This window comes from Planococcus beijingensis (assembly GCF_016820615.1).
Lineage (GTDB): Bacteria > Bacillota > Bacilli > Bacillales_A > Planococcaceae > Planococcus > Planococcus notacanthi.
Genome location: NZ_JADHDZ010000003.1, coordinates 237,896 through 254,120 on the forward strand (window position 1 = coordinate 237,896; position 16,225 = coordinate 254,120).

Genomic DNA, 16,225 nt, shown 5'->3' on the forward strand with positions numbered 1-16,225 from the left:
TTAGGTTACCCGTTGGCCTGCTTTACAAAACAGCGGATTGGGATGGGCAGCCCTGCTGTAAAAGGATGATTTCTTATGTTATACTGGCCTTATCAAACGACAGAAAGGCTGATGGGTGGACGATGCGTAACTAATCTTGTTTTAGCGGCTGAAATTGTAGATTTCAACTCACGCGAAATAGGATTAGTCTGCCCATCTGCACCAACTGTCGAACCATTGTACTTTCATGGTTTATTAAGTTCGGGCATAATGCGGCTAATCCTTCCAAATTTATTTGGGAGGATTTTTTGATTCTCCCTCTCCTGAAGGGATTGATTGGATGAAAGAACTGCTGAAACTGCACAATGTACAGTATGAAATAAAAGAGATGGTGATTTTTGAAGAAGCGAATGCGAGCGTACAGCAAGGCGATGTGATCGGCATCATCGGCAAAAACGGTGCCGGCAAGTCGACCTTGCTTCGCTTGATCGCCGGAGAATTGGTTCCATCAGGCGGCCAGTTGGACTGGCTTCAGCCAAATACGGAAACTGTTTTTGTGGAACAGGAAACGGAAACCCACTCGTTCGATGAGGTGTCCGCTTCCGAAACGGTTTTATTGCACAGGTGGCAGGTGCCGGAACACGACTTTTCGCTTCTCAGCGGCGGGGAAAAACTGAAAGCCCGGCTTTCTGCAGGCTTTGCACAAAATGCCCACCTGTTGTTGCTGGACGAACCGACCAATCACCTTGATAGCGGCAGCATTGAGCTGCTGATGGACCAGATCCGCAAGTATCCCGGAACTCTCATTCTGGTGTCGCATAACCGGCATTTCCTGGACGCTGTCGCAACCAAGATCTGGTCCTTGGAAAACCGGAAGCTTATCGAGCACCGAGGCAATTACTCCAGCTATATGGAAGCGCGGCAGCAAAAACGGCTGGCCCAGCAGCGCGAATACGACCAGCAGCAGAAAATGGTCGGGCGCATCGAAGCGCAGATGGACGAGCTGACTTCCTGGTCGCACAAAGCGCATGCCGAATCGACCAACCAGGAAGGCTATAAAGAACATTACCGCCTGAAAGCGAAACGCATGGACAAGCAGGTCAAATCCAAGCAGAAGCGGCTGGAAAAAGAGTTGGAGAAAATCAACGCTGAACCGCTCGAGCCGGAATACGAAGTCAACTTCTCCATGAAAGCCACGCACAAAACCGGTAAGCGGTTTCTAGAAGCGAAGGGGTTGTCGAAATCATTTGACGGGAATCTGCTGTTCGATCAAGCGAATTTCACCATTCTCCACGGTGAAAAAGTCGCCATTGAAGGCCCAAACGGCAGCGGCAAGACGACGTTGCTGAAAATTCTGCTGGGACAGGAAACCGCAGACGGCGAAGTCTGGATGTCCCCTTCGGCGAGTGTCGGCTACTTGACGCAGGAAGTGTTTGACTTGCCGCTCGGGAAAACACCGGGCGAACTGTTCTATAAGGAAACCTTCGAAGCACGCGGAAAGGTCCAGAACCTCATGAAGCATCTCGGCTTCACGGCGGAGCAGTGGAACGAGCCCATCAGCGCCATGAGCATGGGCGAACGCATCAAATGCAAGCTGATGCTCTATATCCTGGAAGAACGGGATGCGCTGATTCTGGATGAGCCGACCAACCACCTTGATTTGCCGTCACGCGAGCAGCTTGAGGAAACGCTGTCCCACTATACGGGCACTTTGCTGGTTGTCTCCCATGACCAGGCTTTCCGCGAGAAAACGACCACCGGCAAACTGGTCATCACGGACCAAAGGATTGAGAAGCATCTGGACGCCCCCGCTCCGGAACGCGATGATACGGGCGAATTGCTGATGCGCCTTGAAACGGAAAGGCAGGAAGTGCTGGGGAAATTGAGTTTTATGACAGCAAAAGATCCACAGTACGCCGAGCTTGACCGGCGGTTCAATGAATTGACGCAGGAAATCAAGAAACATCATTGATGGATTTTGGGTTTGAAAAAGCTTTTCCAGCTGGATTGGAAAAGCTTTTTTTATTTGTTGTGAAAGGTTTTCTAAGATAGCAAGACAAGTATTATTGACATAATGTTAATTATACTATACATTATGAATAGTATAATTAACCAATACCAAATCGAAAGGACTCCATTATGCTTAAAAATCGTGTAAAAGAATTACGGGCACGCCACGGGTTTTCTCAGGTTGAATTGGCGAAACGTGTAGGTGTCACCCGTCAAACGATCGGCTTTATCGAAAAAGGCGGATTTTCGCCTTCTGTTGCATTGGCGCTTCGCCTGGCGGCTAATTTGGAGACAAAAGTGGATGATATCTTTTGGTTGGAAGAGGAGGAATTTGATGAATAACAACGATTTTCGTGTCCAATTCCCTTTATGGAATATCGCGTTATGGTTCATTTTCATGATTTGGACCTACGGGGTGATCTATGCCGTGGACCTTCTGATGAACGGGCTGGAATCCCACAACTGGAACATTGCCGCAATCACCGCTCTATTTGGCGGAACTTTCCTGATGCTCCTGTTCCTTGTTCTATATGCAGTGAAAATACATAAGCACAATAAACGGTACCCTCACCAGCAGATTGACGGGTTTTCCTTGTTCAAACCCGGTGAGTTTATCGATGACGATGAAATGCTTCAGCAAGTGACACAAAATGCCACACGAAAAGTCTATGTGTTCTATTGGCAATTCCTGCCCCTGCTCATTTTGCTGATGCTCTTTCCGTTCAACCGCTACGTGTTCATCGTGGCTTTATGCCTGGTGTTCATCATCCAGAACTTGCTGTATTACCTGGAAGTCCGCAAATACTTCTCAGCCGATACCGATTATTTGGACGAGACGCCTTTGCCTAAAAAGCCGGTTCAGACGAAAAAGAATCTGCGGAAGACTGCTCCTTTGGTCGTTGTAGGTATACTCGTTCTCGTAGCAGCGATGACCGCCACTGCCATTTTCCAAATGAAAAGTACCCATGAAGCCAACCTTGAGCAGGCAGAAAAATGTCTGGATAATGGTGGAACTGTTGTCAGTGAAGAAACCAATTGGTACGGACTCAATTCCGTGACTTGCAGCCAAAACTAAAAAGGGGATTCAAAAAGCCCTTTCCCTGCTTGTTAAGGGAAAGGGCTGTTTTCGTCATGACTTATTTTGCGCACTCAAAGCTATAGGTATTGCCAAATTTCCACCATGCTTTTTGAGGAGCCGAATTGATGCCGGCTGTATCTCCACTATCAAGAATTGGACGACCGCCTGCTGCATAGCAAGTGTCCACTAAGTATTTCTTTTCCTGCCAGCTCATGTATTTACCGGTGAAGTAAATAGCTGCGCCGCCTGCCAAGATGCCCGCTACTCCAATACCTGCCCAAACAATCAAGGGAATGGCCATTACTTGAACTTCGCCTTCGCCTGCCGCTTGTTCAGCCAAAGCAATCTGCTTTAATTCAAGCACACGTTCTTCAGGAATCGCCGCCAATTGCCCGGCAATGCTTTTCAGTTCTTTTCCAGTAAACTTCTTGTACGCTTGGCGTGCTTTTTTCTCATCAATTTTCAAGCTGTTGTCGACATCAAAATAAATGCTGTTGCCTAATGCTTCTAATTTTTCCGCAGTCAGATCTGAAAGCTGTAATTCTGTTCCACCCGTAGATTGTGCAGATGCTCCTTGCACAAATGCAAAGTTCAGGCAGAATAAAGCAGTTAATGCGATCAACCATTTTTCCATTCTTTTTCTCATGTGTCTTGCCCCCATTTTTTAGTTTTGCAGTCCCTCATGAATGTTTACTCGGAATAGAATGACTACGTAAAAAATGGTATCACAAAGTTTTTTCCATTTTATTGGTTTAATTGAAAATAGTACTTTTATTTCCAAAAATAATGATTTGGTCCTTTCGCTTTTGATGAGAGACTTCGAATCATCAATTGATTTGATTAGGAAGCGGCAGAAAAGCCTCTCTTAATCAATTTAAAAGAAAATACCCCTTTCATAATTCCTCCTCATTCTTCATTTCCAAACATCCATGTCTTCTTTTTTTCAAATATATGATGTTTTGAATATTCTTTTAATTCGAAAGGAGAAAGAAATTTTTGCCAATTCCTGTTGCGGAATCCGTTAAAACTCTCTAAGGTTAAGTTCAATAGACGTTTCTGAGAGGAGTTGCAGCATGGCTGGTCTGATGCAGTTAATACTCATGCTTTTACTGGCGGGAATCGCCGGCATTTTAATCGGTATCGGTTGGATGATTGTCGGGAACGTCACGAAAAAGCCTCATTCCGGTGGACGTGTCGCCGGCATTTCCGCTTTGGTTTTTCTAATGGGGATCGGTTTGTTATATACGCAATTGCAGGGGTTGGATAAAAGCGATATGGCAGAATCGGAACCGTTGCCCGCGAGTTCGACCATTGAAGAACAAGTGGCGGAGGCCCAAAAAATTCGCCAGGAACAATACGGATCCGATGAACTGGTCAATACGCTCACTTTGATCAATTCATCCGAAGCAAGCCTTGCTGTTAAGCAATTGGCTCAAGAGGAATGGCCCGACAACCGACGGTTACAGGACGACTTTAGCGAAAAGCAAATGACCGCTTTGTCGGAGCTGTCAGCAATGGAAATCGATGCACCGCATAAAGAAACGCTATTGAACAACGCCATCCAGGACAAGGTGCCGAGTTTCCGCAATATGCATTCCGAGTACATGGATCAACTTGCAGCTTATGAGGAAATAAACAATAGCCGTCTTCCGCCTCTCGAAAAACGATTGATTGAGATAGCTAAAGTAAATTACCCCGATAATTACATTTTGATTCGCCATGAATACAGGCGGCAGCTTCAAGCTTACCAGTGGATTGAAGCCCAAACACTTGATACCGAAGCCAAGCGGCTGGCAATGGCTGACGCCAAAGCTGAATGGGACGAAGATTATGCCATGGTCCGGTTTATTTATGAAAAGCAGTTTCCTGAAACTGATGAATGAAACAAGAAAAAAGCCGTTCCTGTTGATTCAGGAACGGCTTTTTCTAAAGAAGAGTTTGTGATTTGTCTTCGCTGGTGAGCTTCATGGTAAATGGATAGATAGCCAAAAACACAAGCAGCAGCCCCGCCGCACTCAACAAGACCTGCCATACATTAATGTCAAAAACCATTCCGATCATGATGATGATAAAAGTGGGCAAAAAGCTGAAAAAACCGGTGAGGACTCTGGACTTCGGTACGATGTATTGGGGTTTTCCGCAATATGGACAAGTTACTTTATTGGTGAGTTTCAATGTTTTTGAGACAATCGTCTTCCATTGCCATTTCCGGCCGCAGTTTTCACAGTTTGGCATGGTTCCCCCTCCTTCCATTCTCATAGTTTGCTGGCAAGTAGCGGGTAAAGTACGCCCCTATAATGAGAAGCAGGATTGTCAGGCTCAGTGAAATGATTCCGATCAAATCAAACCAGTATGCCAATAAGTTGATTGCAGCAATCAGGAAAAAGCAGAGGGACGTCCCGAGGGATTTCCAGCCTGTAATTGATGCTGCTTTCCTTTTCGTGATGATCTTTTTAATAGAAAATCCGAATGCGATGAGTATTAGTAAAGTGAATATGGTTGGCCACATAATCGACCACCCCCCTTTCGTTAGATCTGTATCTAACTTTACGGTTCAGGTTAATGGAAGTTTCGGTTTTCGAAGACTTCATTCGTTTCAGCATCCTAAATTCTGGACCCTTTTACCGTATGAGCTTTACAATGAGAAAGAACGTTGAGCAAAGGGGAGGAAATTTATCAATGGTAAACGACAGATTTTTTACATTCCATAATGAGGTGAAAATTCCAGACATCGGATTCGGCACTTGGCAGATTCCGAATGAAGAGGCATATGCGGCAGTGACGACTGCCCTTAAGAATGGCTATACACATATTGATACGGCTTTAGCTTATCAGAATGAAGAAAACGTCGGCAAAGCAATCCGGGATTTTGATATTTCCCGGGAAAAGGTTTTTATCACCAGCAAACTGCCGGCTCAAATCAAAGGCTATGATGCAACACTGTCGGCTTTTGAAGAAACCATTTCGAATCTCGGTGTAGAGTATTTGGATCTTTACTTGATTCATGCGCCTTGGCCATGGGATGAAATTGGCAAGGATTGTACAGAAGGCAATATTGAATCCTGGAAAGCGATGGAGAAGCTTTATAAAGACGGCAAGATCCGGGCAATCGGTGTCTCCAATTTTTCCGAAAGCGATATCCAGGCACTTCTCGATGCTTGCGACATTGTACCGATGGCCAACCAGATTCCATTCTATATCGGCCGCGATCAAGCGGGGCTGCTGCAATTCTGCAAACAACACAATATTGTTGTCGAAGCTTACTCGCCACTTGCAACCGGACAGATTTTAGACAGTGCTGAAATCAAAGAGATGGCTGCTAAATATAGCGTAACGCCTGCTCAATTGTGCATTCGTTATTGTTTGGAGCACGGCACATTGCCGCTTCCGAAATCGACTAATGAAGCACGAATTATCGAAAACAGCCAATTGGACTTCAGCATTTCTCCAGAAGATGTCCAGAAGCTTGATGCATTCGAAGATGTTCGCGCAAAATGAAAAAAACCGCCCAATGTGGCGGTTTTTTTCATTTTACATTAGGAGGTTATTTGCTGGAAGCTGAAATTTATGTTTTTTTCCTTTATATGAGAGCTATTTTTCCAGTTAATTGGATATACTTTCTGGAATCGCTTAAATACTTTCCGTTTCAAATGAAATACTTTCTAAAACCGCTTCCTTACTTTCCAATACAGTCCAAATACTTTCCAAACGCCCGATTTTCTAGAAAAAGCCAAATTCCCAACAAAAAGAGCCGGATGGAAACAGTTTGCCTCAGCAAACTGCCTGTGTCCGTGAGCGCTTACGCTCACTCCCGACTCGATGCTCTTTAATTCCTCCATTGAACTTGTATTTATTAATCGGCTGATCCAGAATCCTGTACACGGTACAAGGAAAAGTCGTCTAAGCTTCCCCAAGCTCCACCATTGGCTTTGATGCTTCCGCCAATCCTCAATGTCCCATCTTCTACAAGAATGGTCCCAATCTCCGTCTGGTTCCAGTTGGCCCAGCCTTTTACTGAGGTATTCATGGTATAGCGCTGCCCAGCTGCTTCAGCATAAATATACATCTCCGAAGATGCTGCATCTCCTCCTTGGATAAAAGCAGAAAGCTTATAATATCCCCGTTCCAAACCTGTAATGGTTTGCTCAACCTGGAAATCGATGGTGTCGGCTGAGTAGAAATGCAATGAATAGTTTCCGGACTTTGCATCGGAAGCCTTGTTCTGATAGCTTGTGTGGGCAACCGTACCGTTTCGATGCGTAATTTCCCACATGCTTCGATCGCTATTTTCGAATCCGGCGTTTTTCACATAGTTTTTTGGACTAATTTGCAGATTGGCTTTAACGAGATGGCCGTCTGTCAGTTTGCCTTCAATCACATAACTGCCGGCACCGCCGGAAACTGCTTGCTTCAGCGCTTCATTGTCCCAAACAACTGCAACTGAACCTGTGCTTCTGTCGTTGTAAATGGCAGTCACTGTCTCTGGCAAAACAACCGTTTCTCCTTCAATAAGAGAGAGCGAAAGGTCTTTCACTTCATCAATTTTCAAAGGAGCGGTTGCTCCTGTTTCTAAATACTTGAAGAGATTAAGGGATGGCAAAGGGCGGCCATAAAAATCGAATAGCGCCTGGTTGTCTACCGCACTGCCGCCATACCATTCACCCGCATCTTCCGGATCATATTCCGCAGCATAACTGGTCGCCCAGCCCGAGCCATATTTTTCCCATATCATCTTGCTTTTTTTCAGTTTTTTATCAGGCGCAACAGGAATCCACGCCGGTTCCCAGTAAAATACGCCTAGTCCCGCATCGCCTACTTTGGCAACAGCTGCCGCAACATCGCGAATCGCGTGGGCCTGTCCTTGCACCGTGATCGGGTAATTCAATGTTTGCCCTGAACTTTTCGGCGCCGTGTTTCCGTGGCCATCGCCGTCTTCTGCTGTATAGGCGTAGGAAGTTTCTGCCACCATGACTTGCTTGTCATGAGTATCTGCCACATTTTTCAGCACAGCCGTCAAATTGGTCAACGTCCCATGCCAAAATGGATAGTATGAGCTGGCAAACACATCATAATCTACTTTATTGTCTTTCAGTGTTTTTGCAATAGAGACATATCTTCCGGTTGTTTCTGGATTGGTGAAATGCAGTGCCACCAGGATGTCCGGATCAACTGCCCTCACTGCCCGGCTGCCTTCATTGAACAATTGGCTCATCTTCGTCCAGTCTTTTTCTCCAGCCACAGAGCCGTTGGTTTCGTTTCCTATCTGAACCATCCCAACGTCCACCCCAGCGTCCAGCATCGCTTGGACACTATCCACTGTAAAGTTGTGAAGGGCCTTTTTCTTGTCTTCAAAATTTAAGTTTGCCCAGAATTTTGGTGCCTGCTGCTTGGCAGGATCCGCCCAGAAATCCGAGTAATGAAAATCCATTAAGACTTGCATGCCGCTGGCGGTAGCTCTTTTGCCGATTTCAATGGCTTTTTCGATATCGTTGTTGCCGCCGCCATAACCATTTCCTTTTGAATCATAGGGATCGTTCCAGATGCGTACACGGACGTAATTGACGCCAGATTGCTCCAAGGTCTTAAAAATGTCCTGTTTTTTCCCGGCTTTATTATAGAATTTTACCCCACTGTCTTCCAGCGCAATGATGCTGGAAACATCGACTCCTTTAATGAAGTCATCATCGATTCCAGGAATCCTTTCTACAAAGATATCCCCTTTTACCGGTTCGGACGGTGCCGCCTCTGCTGCTGTTTGGTTGAAACCAAATGAACCCATTATCATGACTGCTGCAGAAACAGCCGCCAGTAAAGCTTTCCATTTCCCATTCTTTCTCATCCTTTTTCCACATCCTTTAGTTTTATCGCCAAAAAAGATGCTGAACATCCTTTTATAACTGAAGAAAAAGCACCCGCTTGATCGTTTTCCTATAAGAGCGGATGCCGGTGACATTTATATAAGGGATTTAATTTGCCTGTAGAATTGTCAGGCATTGAAAGAACTGCCACAAAACACAACATGACAGCAGATTTCTTTGCTGAATGTCCGTGTTGAATGTGGATTAAGGGATAAATCAGCGAATTAATTTCCATTAAACTACTTTACCGCTAGAATCCGTACCTCATACTTCGCCAACAATAGTTCACCCGAAAGCTCTTCACCTGTCATCAAGTCTTTCGCTACCACATGGATTGACACGGTTTGCTCCTGCTCGGTGAAATTCATAACGAATGCGTAATTAACATCTCCATCCTGCCGTACCTGAACCGAAACGCCAGGACCATGTTCAATAGGCAATACTGATTGGAGCGATAAATCGGTGATCAACTCTTGATAGAAATCACGGTTGAACTGCTCTTCCAAACGGGCTCCAATATAGTAAGCTCGCCCTTTTCCATAGCTATTCTTTGTCATGGCTGGTGAACCGGCATAAAAATCTGCTTCGTATATGCCATCGACAGCTGCCGAATGTGTTTCTATCACTGTTGCGTAATCGGTTAATTCATATGAACGGTTGCCATACTGGACTGAGTTTCTATCCCCCGGATAAAGTGTATCTGTCTCAACTGGATTGATTCCGAAAACAGCCTGCAGATCTTGGTGCCATCCTCCTAAATAAGTTAAATCATGCTCGTTGACGATGCCGCTGATATAAGTCATAACCAAGGTGCCCCCTTCAGCCGTAAACTGTTTAAGCAGGGCGATTGTCTCTTCGCTTGCCAGATACAGCATGGGGACAATCAGCAATTTATATCTTGAAAACTCCTGTTCTTTCGTAATGACATCAACAGGAATATCCTGTTCCCAGAATGTCCGGTAATGCTCCTGCAGCGTTTGCGGATAACATTTGGTTTCTGTTCCGTAACCTTGGGCATGGTTGAGCGCCCAATTGCTCTCCCAATCATAAAGGATCGCAACATCTGCCGGACGATTGGTTCCGACCACTTGGGACAGCTTCCCTAACGTCTCGCCGACTGTTGACACTTCCTTAAATACTCGATTATCCACGCTATTGTCATGGTCGACTACGGCGCCGTGAAATTTCTCTGAGGAACCACGCGATTTTCTCCACTGAAAATACAGGATGCTGTCAGAACCATGGGCAACCATCTGCATCGAAGACAGCAGATGCATACCTGGTCGTTTGGCTTTGTTGACCTTGTGCCAATTGACGGCACTTGGCGTAGATTCCATCAGCAGAAACGGCTGCTGTTTCAAACTCCGGTACAGATCGTTGATGAAGCCGACTTTCATTGCCAGGTTGGCTGTCGTTTCCCAATCGTTGTGCCATGCTGGATAAGCGTCCCAGCTGATGACGTCCAAGTGTTTGGCAAATTTGCTGTAGTCCAAACTCTGGAACGGAATCAAATCATGGGTATCAGCCATGAAATTAGTGGTAATCGGAATTTCTGGCGTCAACTCCCTGATTGCTGTCACTTCATTTTCAAAAAATGAAATTGTCTGGTCTGTCACAAAGCGTTTCCAATCCAAATTCAGGCCGTGGACCATGTTTTCACCAATTGGAGAAGGCGATTCAATTTGTGACCAATCGCTGAAGGTATGGCTCCAGAAAGGCCCCCACCAGGAATCATTCAAGGCTTTCAAATTTTCTTTGTATTTGTCTCTAAGCCAGTTTCTGAAAGCGTCCTGGCATCTTTCGCAATGGCATTCACCGCCATATTCATTAGAAATATGCCACATCAGCAAAGCGGGATGTTTGCCATAGCGCTCCGCCAACAGACGGTTCATTTGGGCAGTTTTTTCACGGTAAACCGGCGATGTAAAGCAATGGTTATGCCGGCCTCCGTGCAATTGCTTCACTCGTGCTCCGTCAACCCGCAGGACTTCAGGGTATTTCTGAGACATCCAAGATGGACGCGCGCCGCTCGGCGTTGCCAGAATGACGCGTCCCCCAATGCTATGGATGTTGTCGATAATCTTGTCCAACCACTCGAAGTGATAGTCGCCTTCTTGGGGCTCAAGTGTGCTCCATGCAAAGATCCCCAGTGAAAACGTATTGCTGTTCGAAAGCTTCATCAGCTTTAAGTCTTCCTGTAAGATTTCAGGATGGTCTAACCATTGGTCAGGGTTATAGTCTCCGCCGTGCAGCATGAAATCAGCCGCTGTGGTAAAAGTTTTTTCATTTTTAAGCATAATGTTCTCCTTCCAATTGCTGCAGCTTCTGCTGTCAGCCTTTTGTTCCCCCTGCCGTCAAGCCAGATACAAAGTTCTTCTGAAGCAGTATAAAAATAATGGCAATCGGTATACTGATGAGGATTGCGCCCGCAGCAAAGGTCGTAAAGCTGGCACCCATGACATCATTCACTAAATTATATAAGCCGATCGGCAAGGTATAATATTCAGGCGAACGCAGAATCGTCGACGCCAGGATAAAATCTCCAAGCGGACCTGTAAAGCCGGTCATCGCCACTACAGAAATCATCGGTTTTGACAATGGCATAATAATCTGCAAAAAAATCCGGGTATTGCTTGCTCCATCGATTTTGGCGCTTTCGTCCAAATCCATCGGGATGGAATCCATATAGCCCTTCATCAAATACGTATTCAACGGAATCAACCCGCCGATATAGAGCAAAATCAGCAGCCAGTGACTGTTCATCATCCCCAGAATCTGTGCTAAAACAAAAAGCGCAATCAACGCGGAAAACTGAGGAATCATTTGCAGTAACAGGAACAAGGTTAATCCATTCTGCCTGCCTTTAAATCGGAATCTCGAAAAAGCATAAGCTGTGAAGGAGACGCAAAACACGGCCCCGACCATCGTAAAGAAACTGATTTTCAAAGAATTTAGGTACCATTGGACATATTGCAGGCTTTCACTACCGGCGAAGAGCTCCCGGTAATGGGCCAATGTGGGGTTCTGGGGAATCATGGTCGTACTAATAAGACTGTTGCCGGGATTAAAACTGGCACCCACTGTCCATAGCAACGGATAGATAATGACAACGGCCATAAAAATCAAAATTGCATGGGAAGCCAGGAGCCGAAAAAATTTTGCTTTGTTCATTCTTAAGCTCCCTCCTTAAATGCATCAGTCCGTCTGAATTGCCATAAGGCAATCGCAATAACGAAAACGGAAAGCAGTATCGTCAATGCCGCCGCCAGCGAATACTGGCTTGATTGCAGCGTCAACTTATAGATCCATGATACGAGGATGTCTGTTCCGCCGGCTGTAGAGCCTGGAACAGAAGGCCCTCCGCCATTGAATAAGTAAATGATATTGAAATTATTGAAGTTAAACGTATACTGCGTAATTATCACCGGTGCCGTCGCAATCAAAATCATCGGCATGGTGATATTGCGGAATTGCGCAAAAATCGAGGCGCCGTCAATTCGTGCAGCTTCATACAAGTCATCCGGGATGGATTGAAGAACCCCTGTCGTAACCAGAAAGATAAACGGAAAGCCCAGCCAACCCTGCATCAGAATCAACGCCACTTTTGTCCAGTTCTCATCCGTCAGCCAAGGAATGGCATCGATTCCCATCATGGATAGAATGTCGTTGTTAATGGCGCCGAAACTGTCATTAAATAAACCGGCAAAAATTAAAATCGTTACGAATCCCGGAACTGCCCAAGGCAGCACCAGAACCGTCCGGTAAAATTTCTTGAAGCGAAGGTCTTTTTGATTGACTAACACGGCCATAAAAATCCCTAAAGCGACTTGGAAAGTAGAAGCGACAAGCGTCCAGATGACCGTCCAGCCCAAAACACTGAAGAAAGTTGAGCGCCAGATGTCGACAGTGAATATCTTGGCAAATGTATCAAAACCTACCCAATCAGCTAAATTGGCCGGAGGGGAATGGTATAAATCATAATTTGTAAAAGCTAGGGCAAAACTGAACAAAATCGGGAAAATGACCGCGAAAATCAAGATGAACAAAGATGGCCCACTGATTAAATACGGGTAACCGTTTGCTATCAGGTTCTGATAATCTTTTTTCAGTGAACTCAGCGGCTGATTTTCATCACGGAGTTTGCCATTCTTATAAGCATCCTTCAAATTCACATAATAGAAGCCCAAGCCGAAAATTGTCACAATAACAGCTATCAGACCTTCTGCTAAAAGAAAAATCGAGTTGTCGCGCGGCACTTCAGTCCCAAGTGTAAAAAGTCCCCAGAATCCCATATTCAAGAGATCTCCGAATACCAAGACAAAAGAAATGGCTAAACCGAGGAACAACAGCCCTTTAATCCACTGCTTATTGTAAAATTGGCCGATTCCCGGAATGATTGATAACAGTAAAGCGATTTTACGAACTTGCACTTTTCTCACCTCATTTATGTATGTTCCGGCTGCACCTCGTGCTTACCGGATTTTATAACAAATGGTGCCAAACGCTAAAACTGTTTGACACCATTTATCTCATTTACAGATCAGTTACCGCTATGAGTGGCTTCTATCTGTCCTTCAATTGTTTCTACCGCTTGGTTCAATGCATCTTTCGGCTGTGCTTTGCCCGTTGCAATTGTCTGCAACGCTGAGTCTGCCGGAGTCCACACTTCATTCATAGCCGGGATATTCGGTGTCAGTTCAGCAAAAATCGATTGTTCCGCAACTGCCTGTGCAACTTCGCTTTCTGCAACAATAGGATCGTTGGCTAGAGTTTCTATCGCAGGAACTTCCTGTGTTTCTTCAAAGCGTGTACGGGAATTTTCTTCATTTGCCAGGAATACAAGCAATTCTTCAGCAAGCTTCGCATTTTCCGAATAAGCGCTGACATTGTAACTTTTCACGCCGATAAAGGAGCTCATGTTTTCGCCATTTTCCAGTTCAGGCAATTTTGTCATTCCGAAGTTGATGCCTGCATCGGTAAAAGGATCAACATTCCATGGGCCAGAAATAATCGCAGCTGCTTTCCCTTCTGTAAACAGGGATTCCAACACGTTAATGCCTTGTTCCCCAATGATTCCAGCCGGGAATAAACCTTCACTATAGAATTTCTGAATATAGTTGGCACCTTCCAGAGAACCCTCACTATTTAATCCCACATCTGTTGGATCATAATTGCCATCAGCATCCTGCCCAAAGACATAGCCGCCGTATCCGCTCATGACACTTTGTGCATAGTAAATCTGGTCAAATAATGCCAGAAATCCGAACTGGTCACCCGTTGTCGTTTCTTTCGAATAGTCGTACCATTCTTCAAGAGTGGCCGGCAACTCTTCTTCAGTAATCAAGTCTTTGTTGTAATAAAGAATTGTCGATTCTACTGCTTTAGGCAATCCGTAGACTTTTCCATCTACCATTTGCGATTGCATCGCAGCATCTGTATAGATGGATTGAACGTCTTCTTCCACCGCTACTTCTTTAAGCAGGCCTTCAACGACTGCTGTACCAATCTGATCCCCCGCCATTGTCAGAACATCCGGCCCGGTTCCACCTGGCCCATCTAGACGCAAGTCTTCAATTTGTTGAGCATATGGCTTTTCAACGATTTTTATTGTGACGTCGTTTTCTTCCTCAAATTTTGCCACCGCATCTTTGATGCCATCGGATTTCTCGATATCTTCCCAAATAACTAATTCCCGATCCTGCGCTTCCGCTTCTCCACCGGAAGACCCGTCTCCACTTTCTTGAGGTCCACATGCAACTAAAGACAGACTTAACGCAACTCCACTCATCAAACCGATATACTTGTTAGATTTCTTCACGAATATACACCCTTTCAAGTCATTTTCAAAACTCTTCCACAAGTTTCTGATGAAAGCGCTTCCTGAAAATAAATATAGCACCATTAGAAAAAACTGTAAACAATTAATTTACTGAAAAAAGTAAAAACTTTTACGAAAATAAAAAACAGCCTATTTTACTAGGCTGTTTCCTTAATTAGTGCTTTTCCTCACTATTAAATTCGCTCCCAAGTACAAGGTTTTTGTAGAGCTCCGTTTTTCCAACAATTGCTCCAGCAATAAAGAAATCGCATTTTTGCACGCTTCTGCAATATCAATATGAAAAGTGGTTAAAGGCGGAGAAATGTATTTAGCAATGCTGATATTGTTTATGCTTACCACACTGACCCTCTTTGGTATTTGAATACCGTATTCGTTCAACGCTTGGAGACAGCCGACTGCAATGGGGTCTGCCGCAATAAAAAAGGCGGTAGGCAGCTCATCATTTAACTCATTAATCGCTTTTGTCATCAGTCGGTATCCATTATCTACCGAAAATCCTCTATGGCAATAGACATACCGGTTCTCCAATAATCCTTTCTTCTCCATATAATCCCGAAAAGTCACTTCACGTATATCCATTTCATCGCCATCGGTGTTCGGATTGTGATAGGTACCTCCAATAAAACCAATCTTTTCATGACCTTTTTCAATGAGAAAATCAATTGTCTTTCTAGTGATCTGAGCCAAATCTGGTTTTACAGAATCAAAATGCTCCGGATCCGGTGTCGAATCAATAAACACCCCATGAGGTGTCAGTTTTCGCAAATGAGCAATTTCAACATCTGAAAATGTGCCGACTGCGATAAACCCTTCAATATCGTCTGGGATTTGGCTGATACCGCCATCTATTTTATAAGTCGTCAATTCCACATTGGAAAGTTTGGCCATTTTCTCTATTTCAATTCTCATTGTTTTAAAGTAAACGTCTTCCAGCTCTTCGCGGTCAGTAAGCCAATACAAAAAAGCAATATTTTTCACTAAGGATTTAATCGTTTTTTTGCGGTAACCCAGTTGTTCCGCAGCCTCAAATATTTTTTCGCGGGTTTCTTCCGGTACCGACAAGCTTGGATCGTTGCTCAATACACGCGACACTGTCGAAATAGAAAATCCGGATTTTTCCCCAACATCTTTGATTGTTGCCAAAGTTTTCACCTCCATATTATTTAAAAAGACTTAAGTAAATTGTTTTACTTAATTTTTACTTGTTTTTCCTTTGATGTCAAGCTATATTGGACTATCTTTTATAAGTCTTTGTTTTTTAATATGTACGCTTCTTTTCTAGCTAGCAAAGAAAGTGTTTTGGATTTAAACTTCTCCCATTTTTCATTCTATTAAATGGATATTCAGCCCAAAACGAGTTAAATACAATCCGTTTACGTTAACAATTTCCCAATCTCCTTATTTATATACAAAAATCCGTTCTTTATTGAAAAAGAGCTGAATGAGTTGATTTAAAAATTG

Annotated in this window: 14 protein-coding genes; 5 read left to right on the forward strand and 9 right to left on the reverse strand. The window is 44.5% G+C overall.

What is annotated here, in order from left to right; all coding sequences use genetic code 11:
• The first annotated feature begins 319 nt into the window (after window positions 1–319).
• The 3 genes from abc-f to IRE19_RS09805 all read left to right on the forward strand — a co-directional run bounded on the left by abc-f (window position 320) and on the right by IRE19_RS09805 (window position 3,064).
• Entirely contained in the window at window positions 320–1,951 is a 1,632-nt protein-coding gene (abc-f, locus tag IRE19_RS09795; RefSeq protein WP_203340241.1) for a ribosomal protection-like ABC-F family protein, read from the forward strand.
• A gap of 167 nt (window positions 1,952–2,118) precedes the next feature.
• Window positions 2,119–2,331 (forward strand): helix-turn-helix transcriptional regulator, encoded by a 213-nt coding sequence (locus tag IRE19_RS09800; protein ID WP_203340242.1) that lies wholly within the window; start codon window positions 2,119–2,121, stop codon window positions 2,329–2,331.
• Window positions 2,324–3,064, forward strand: a complete 741-nt coding sequence (locus IRE19_RS09805) for a hypothetical protein (RefSeq protein ID WP_203340243.1) — start codon at window positions 2,324–2,326, stop codon at window positions 3,062–3,064. Before IRE19_RS09800 ends, IRE19_RS09805 begins: the two co-directional genes overlap by 8 nt.
• A gap of 61 nt (window positions 3,065–3,125) precedes the next feature.
• Here the strand turns inward: IRE19_RS09805 and IRE19_RS09810 are convergent, their stop codons facing one another.
• On the reverse strand, window positions 3,126–3,713 hold the full coding sequence (locus IRE19_RS09810; RefSeq protein WP_203340244.1) for a hypothetical protein: 588 nt from the start codon (window positions 3,711–3,713) through the stop codon (window positions 3,126–3,128).
• A gap of 427 nt (window positions 3,714–4,140) precedes the next feature.
• Between IRE19_RS09810 and IRE19_RS09815 the strand changes: the two genes are divergently transcribed.
• A complete protein-coding gene (locus IRE19_RS09815; RefSeq protein ID WP_203340245.1) occupies window positions 4,141–4,950 on the forward strand; it encodes a hypothetical protein in 810 nt (269 codons plus the stop codon).
• Window positions 4,951–4,993: 43 nt separating this feature from the next.
• Here IRE19_RS09815 and IRE19_RS09820 read toward each other — a convergent pair whose 3' ends face one another.
• Together IRE19_RS09820 and IRE19_RS09825 are read right to left on the reverse strand one after the other, a co-directional pair.
• The gene (locus tag IRE19_RS09820) at window positions 4,994–5,302 is read right to left on the reverse strand and encodes a TIGR04104 family putative zinc finger protein (protein ID WP_203340246.1); all 309 of its coding nucleotides are present in this window, start codon (window positions 5,300–5,302) and stop codon (window positions 4,994–4,996) included.
• Complete coding sequence (locus tag IRE19_RS09825; RefSeq protein ID WP_191714705.1) at window positions 5,289–5,576, reverse strand: hypothetical protein; 288 nt, start codon at window positions 5,574–5,576, stop codon at window positions 5,289–5,291. Before IRE19_RS09825 ends, IRE19_RS09820 begins: the two co-directional genes overlap by 14 nt.
• A gap of 170 nt (window positions 5,577–5,746) precedes the next feature.
• Here IRE19_RS09825 and IRE19_RS09830 point away from each other — a divergent pair, with 170 nt between their 5' ends.
• Window positions 5,747–6,565, forward strand: a complete 819-nt coding sequence (locus IRE19_RS09830; RefSeq protein WP_203340247.1) for an aldo/keto reductase — start codon at window positions 5,747–5,749, stop codon at window positions 6,563–6,565.
• A gap of 355 nt (window positions 6,566–6,920) precedes the next feature.
• Here the strand turns inward: IRE19_RS09830 and IRE19_RS09835 are convergent, their stop codons facing one another.
• The 6 genes from IRE19_RS09835 to ganR all read right to left on the reverse strand — a co-directional run bounded on the left by IRE19_RS09835 (window position 6,921) and on the right by ganR (window position 15,907).
• Window positions 6,921–8,906 carry a glycosyl hydrolase 53 family protein gene (locus tag IRE19_RS09835; RefSeq protein WP_238943161.1) on the reverse strand — a complete coding sequence of 662 codons (1,986 nt, stop codon included), beginning with the start codon at window positions 8,904–8,906 and terminating at the stop codon, window positions 6,921–6,923.
• A 258-nt stretch (window positions 8,907–9,164) separates the two neighbouring features.
• On the reverse strand, window positions 9,165–11,222 hold the full coding sequence (ganA, locus tag IRE19_RS09840; protein WP_284700312.1) for a beta-galactosidase GanA: 2,058 nt from the start codon (window positions 11,220–11,222) through the stop codon (window positions 9,165–9,167).
• Between the two features lie 34 nt (window positions 11,223–11,256).
• Window positions 11,257–12,096: a galactooligosaccharide ABC transporter permease GanQ gene (gene ganQ / locus IRE19_RS09845; RefSeq protein ID WP_203340248.1), complete on the reverse strand. Its 840-nt coding sequence runs from the start codon at window positions 12,094–12,096 to the stop codon at window positions 11,257–11,259.
• Window positions 12,097–12,098: 2 nt separating this feature from the next.
• Window positions 12,099–13,355, reverse strand: a complete 1,257-nt coding sequence (gene ganP / locus IRE19_RS09850) for a galactooligosaccharide ABC transporter permease GanP (protein WP_203340249.1) — start codon at window positions 13,353–13,355, stop codon at window positions 12,099–12,101.
• Window positions 13,356–13,465: 110 nt separating this feature from the next.
• Window positions 13,466–14,743 (reverse strand): arabinogalactan oligomer ABC transporter substrate-binding protein GanS, encoded by a 1,278-nt coding sequence (gene ganS, locus IRE19_RS09855; RefSeq protein ID WP_489884407.1) that lies wholly within the window; start codon window positions 14,741–14,743, stop codon window positions 13,466–13,468.
• Window positions 14,744–14,914: 171 nt separating this feature from the next.
• A complete protein-coding gene (ganR, locus tag IRE19_RS09860; protein WP_203340250.1) occupies window positions 14,915–15,907 on the reverse strand; it encodes a galactan degradation operon transcriptional regulator GanR in 993 nt (330 codons plus the stop codon).
• Between the last annotated feature and the right edge of the window lie 318 nt (window positions 15,908–16,225).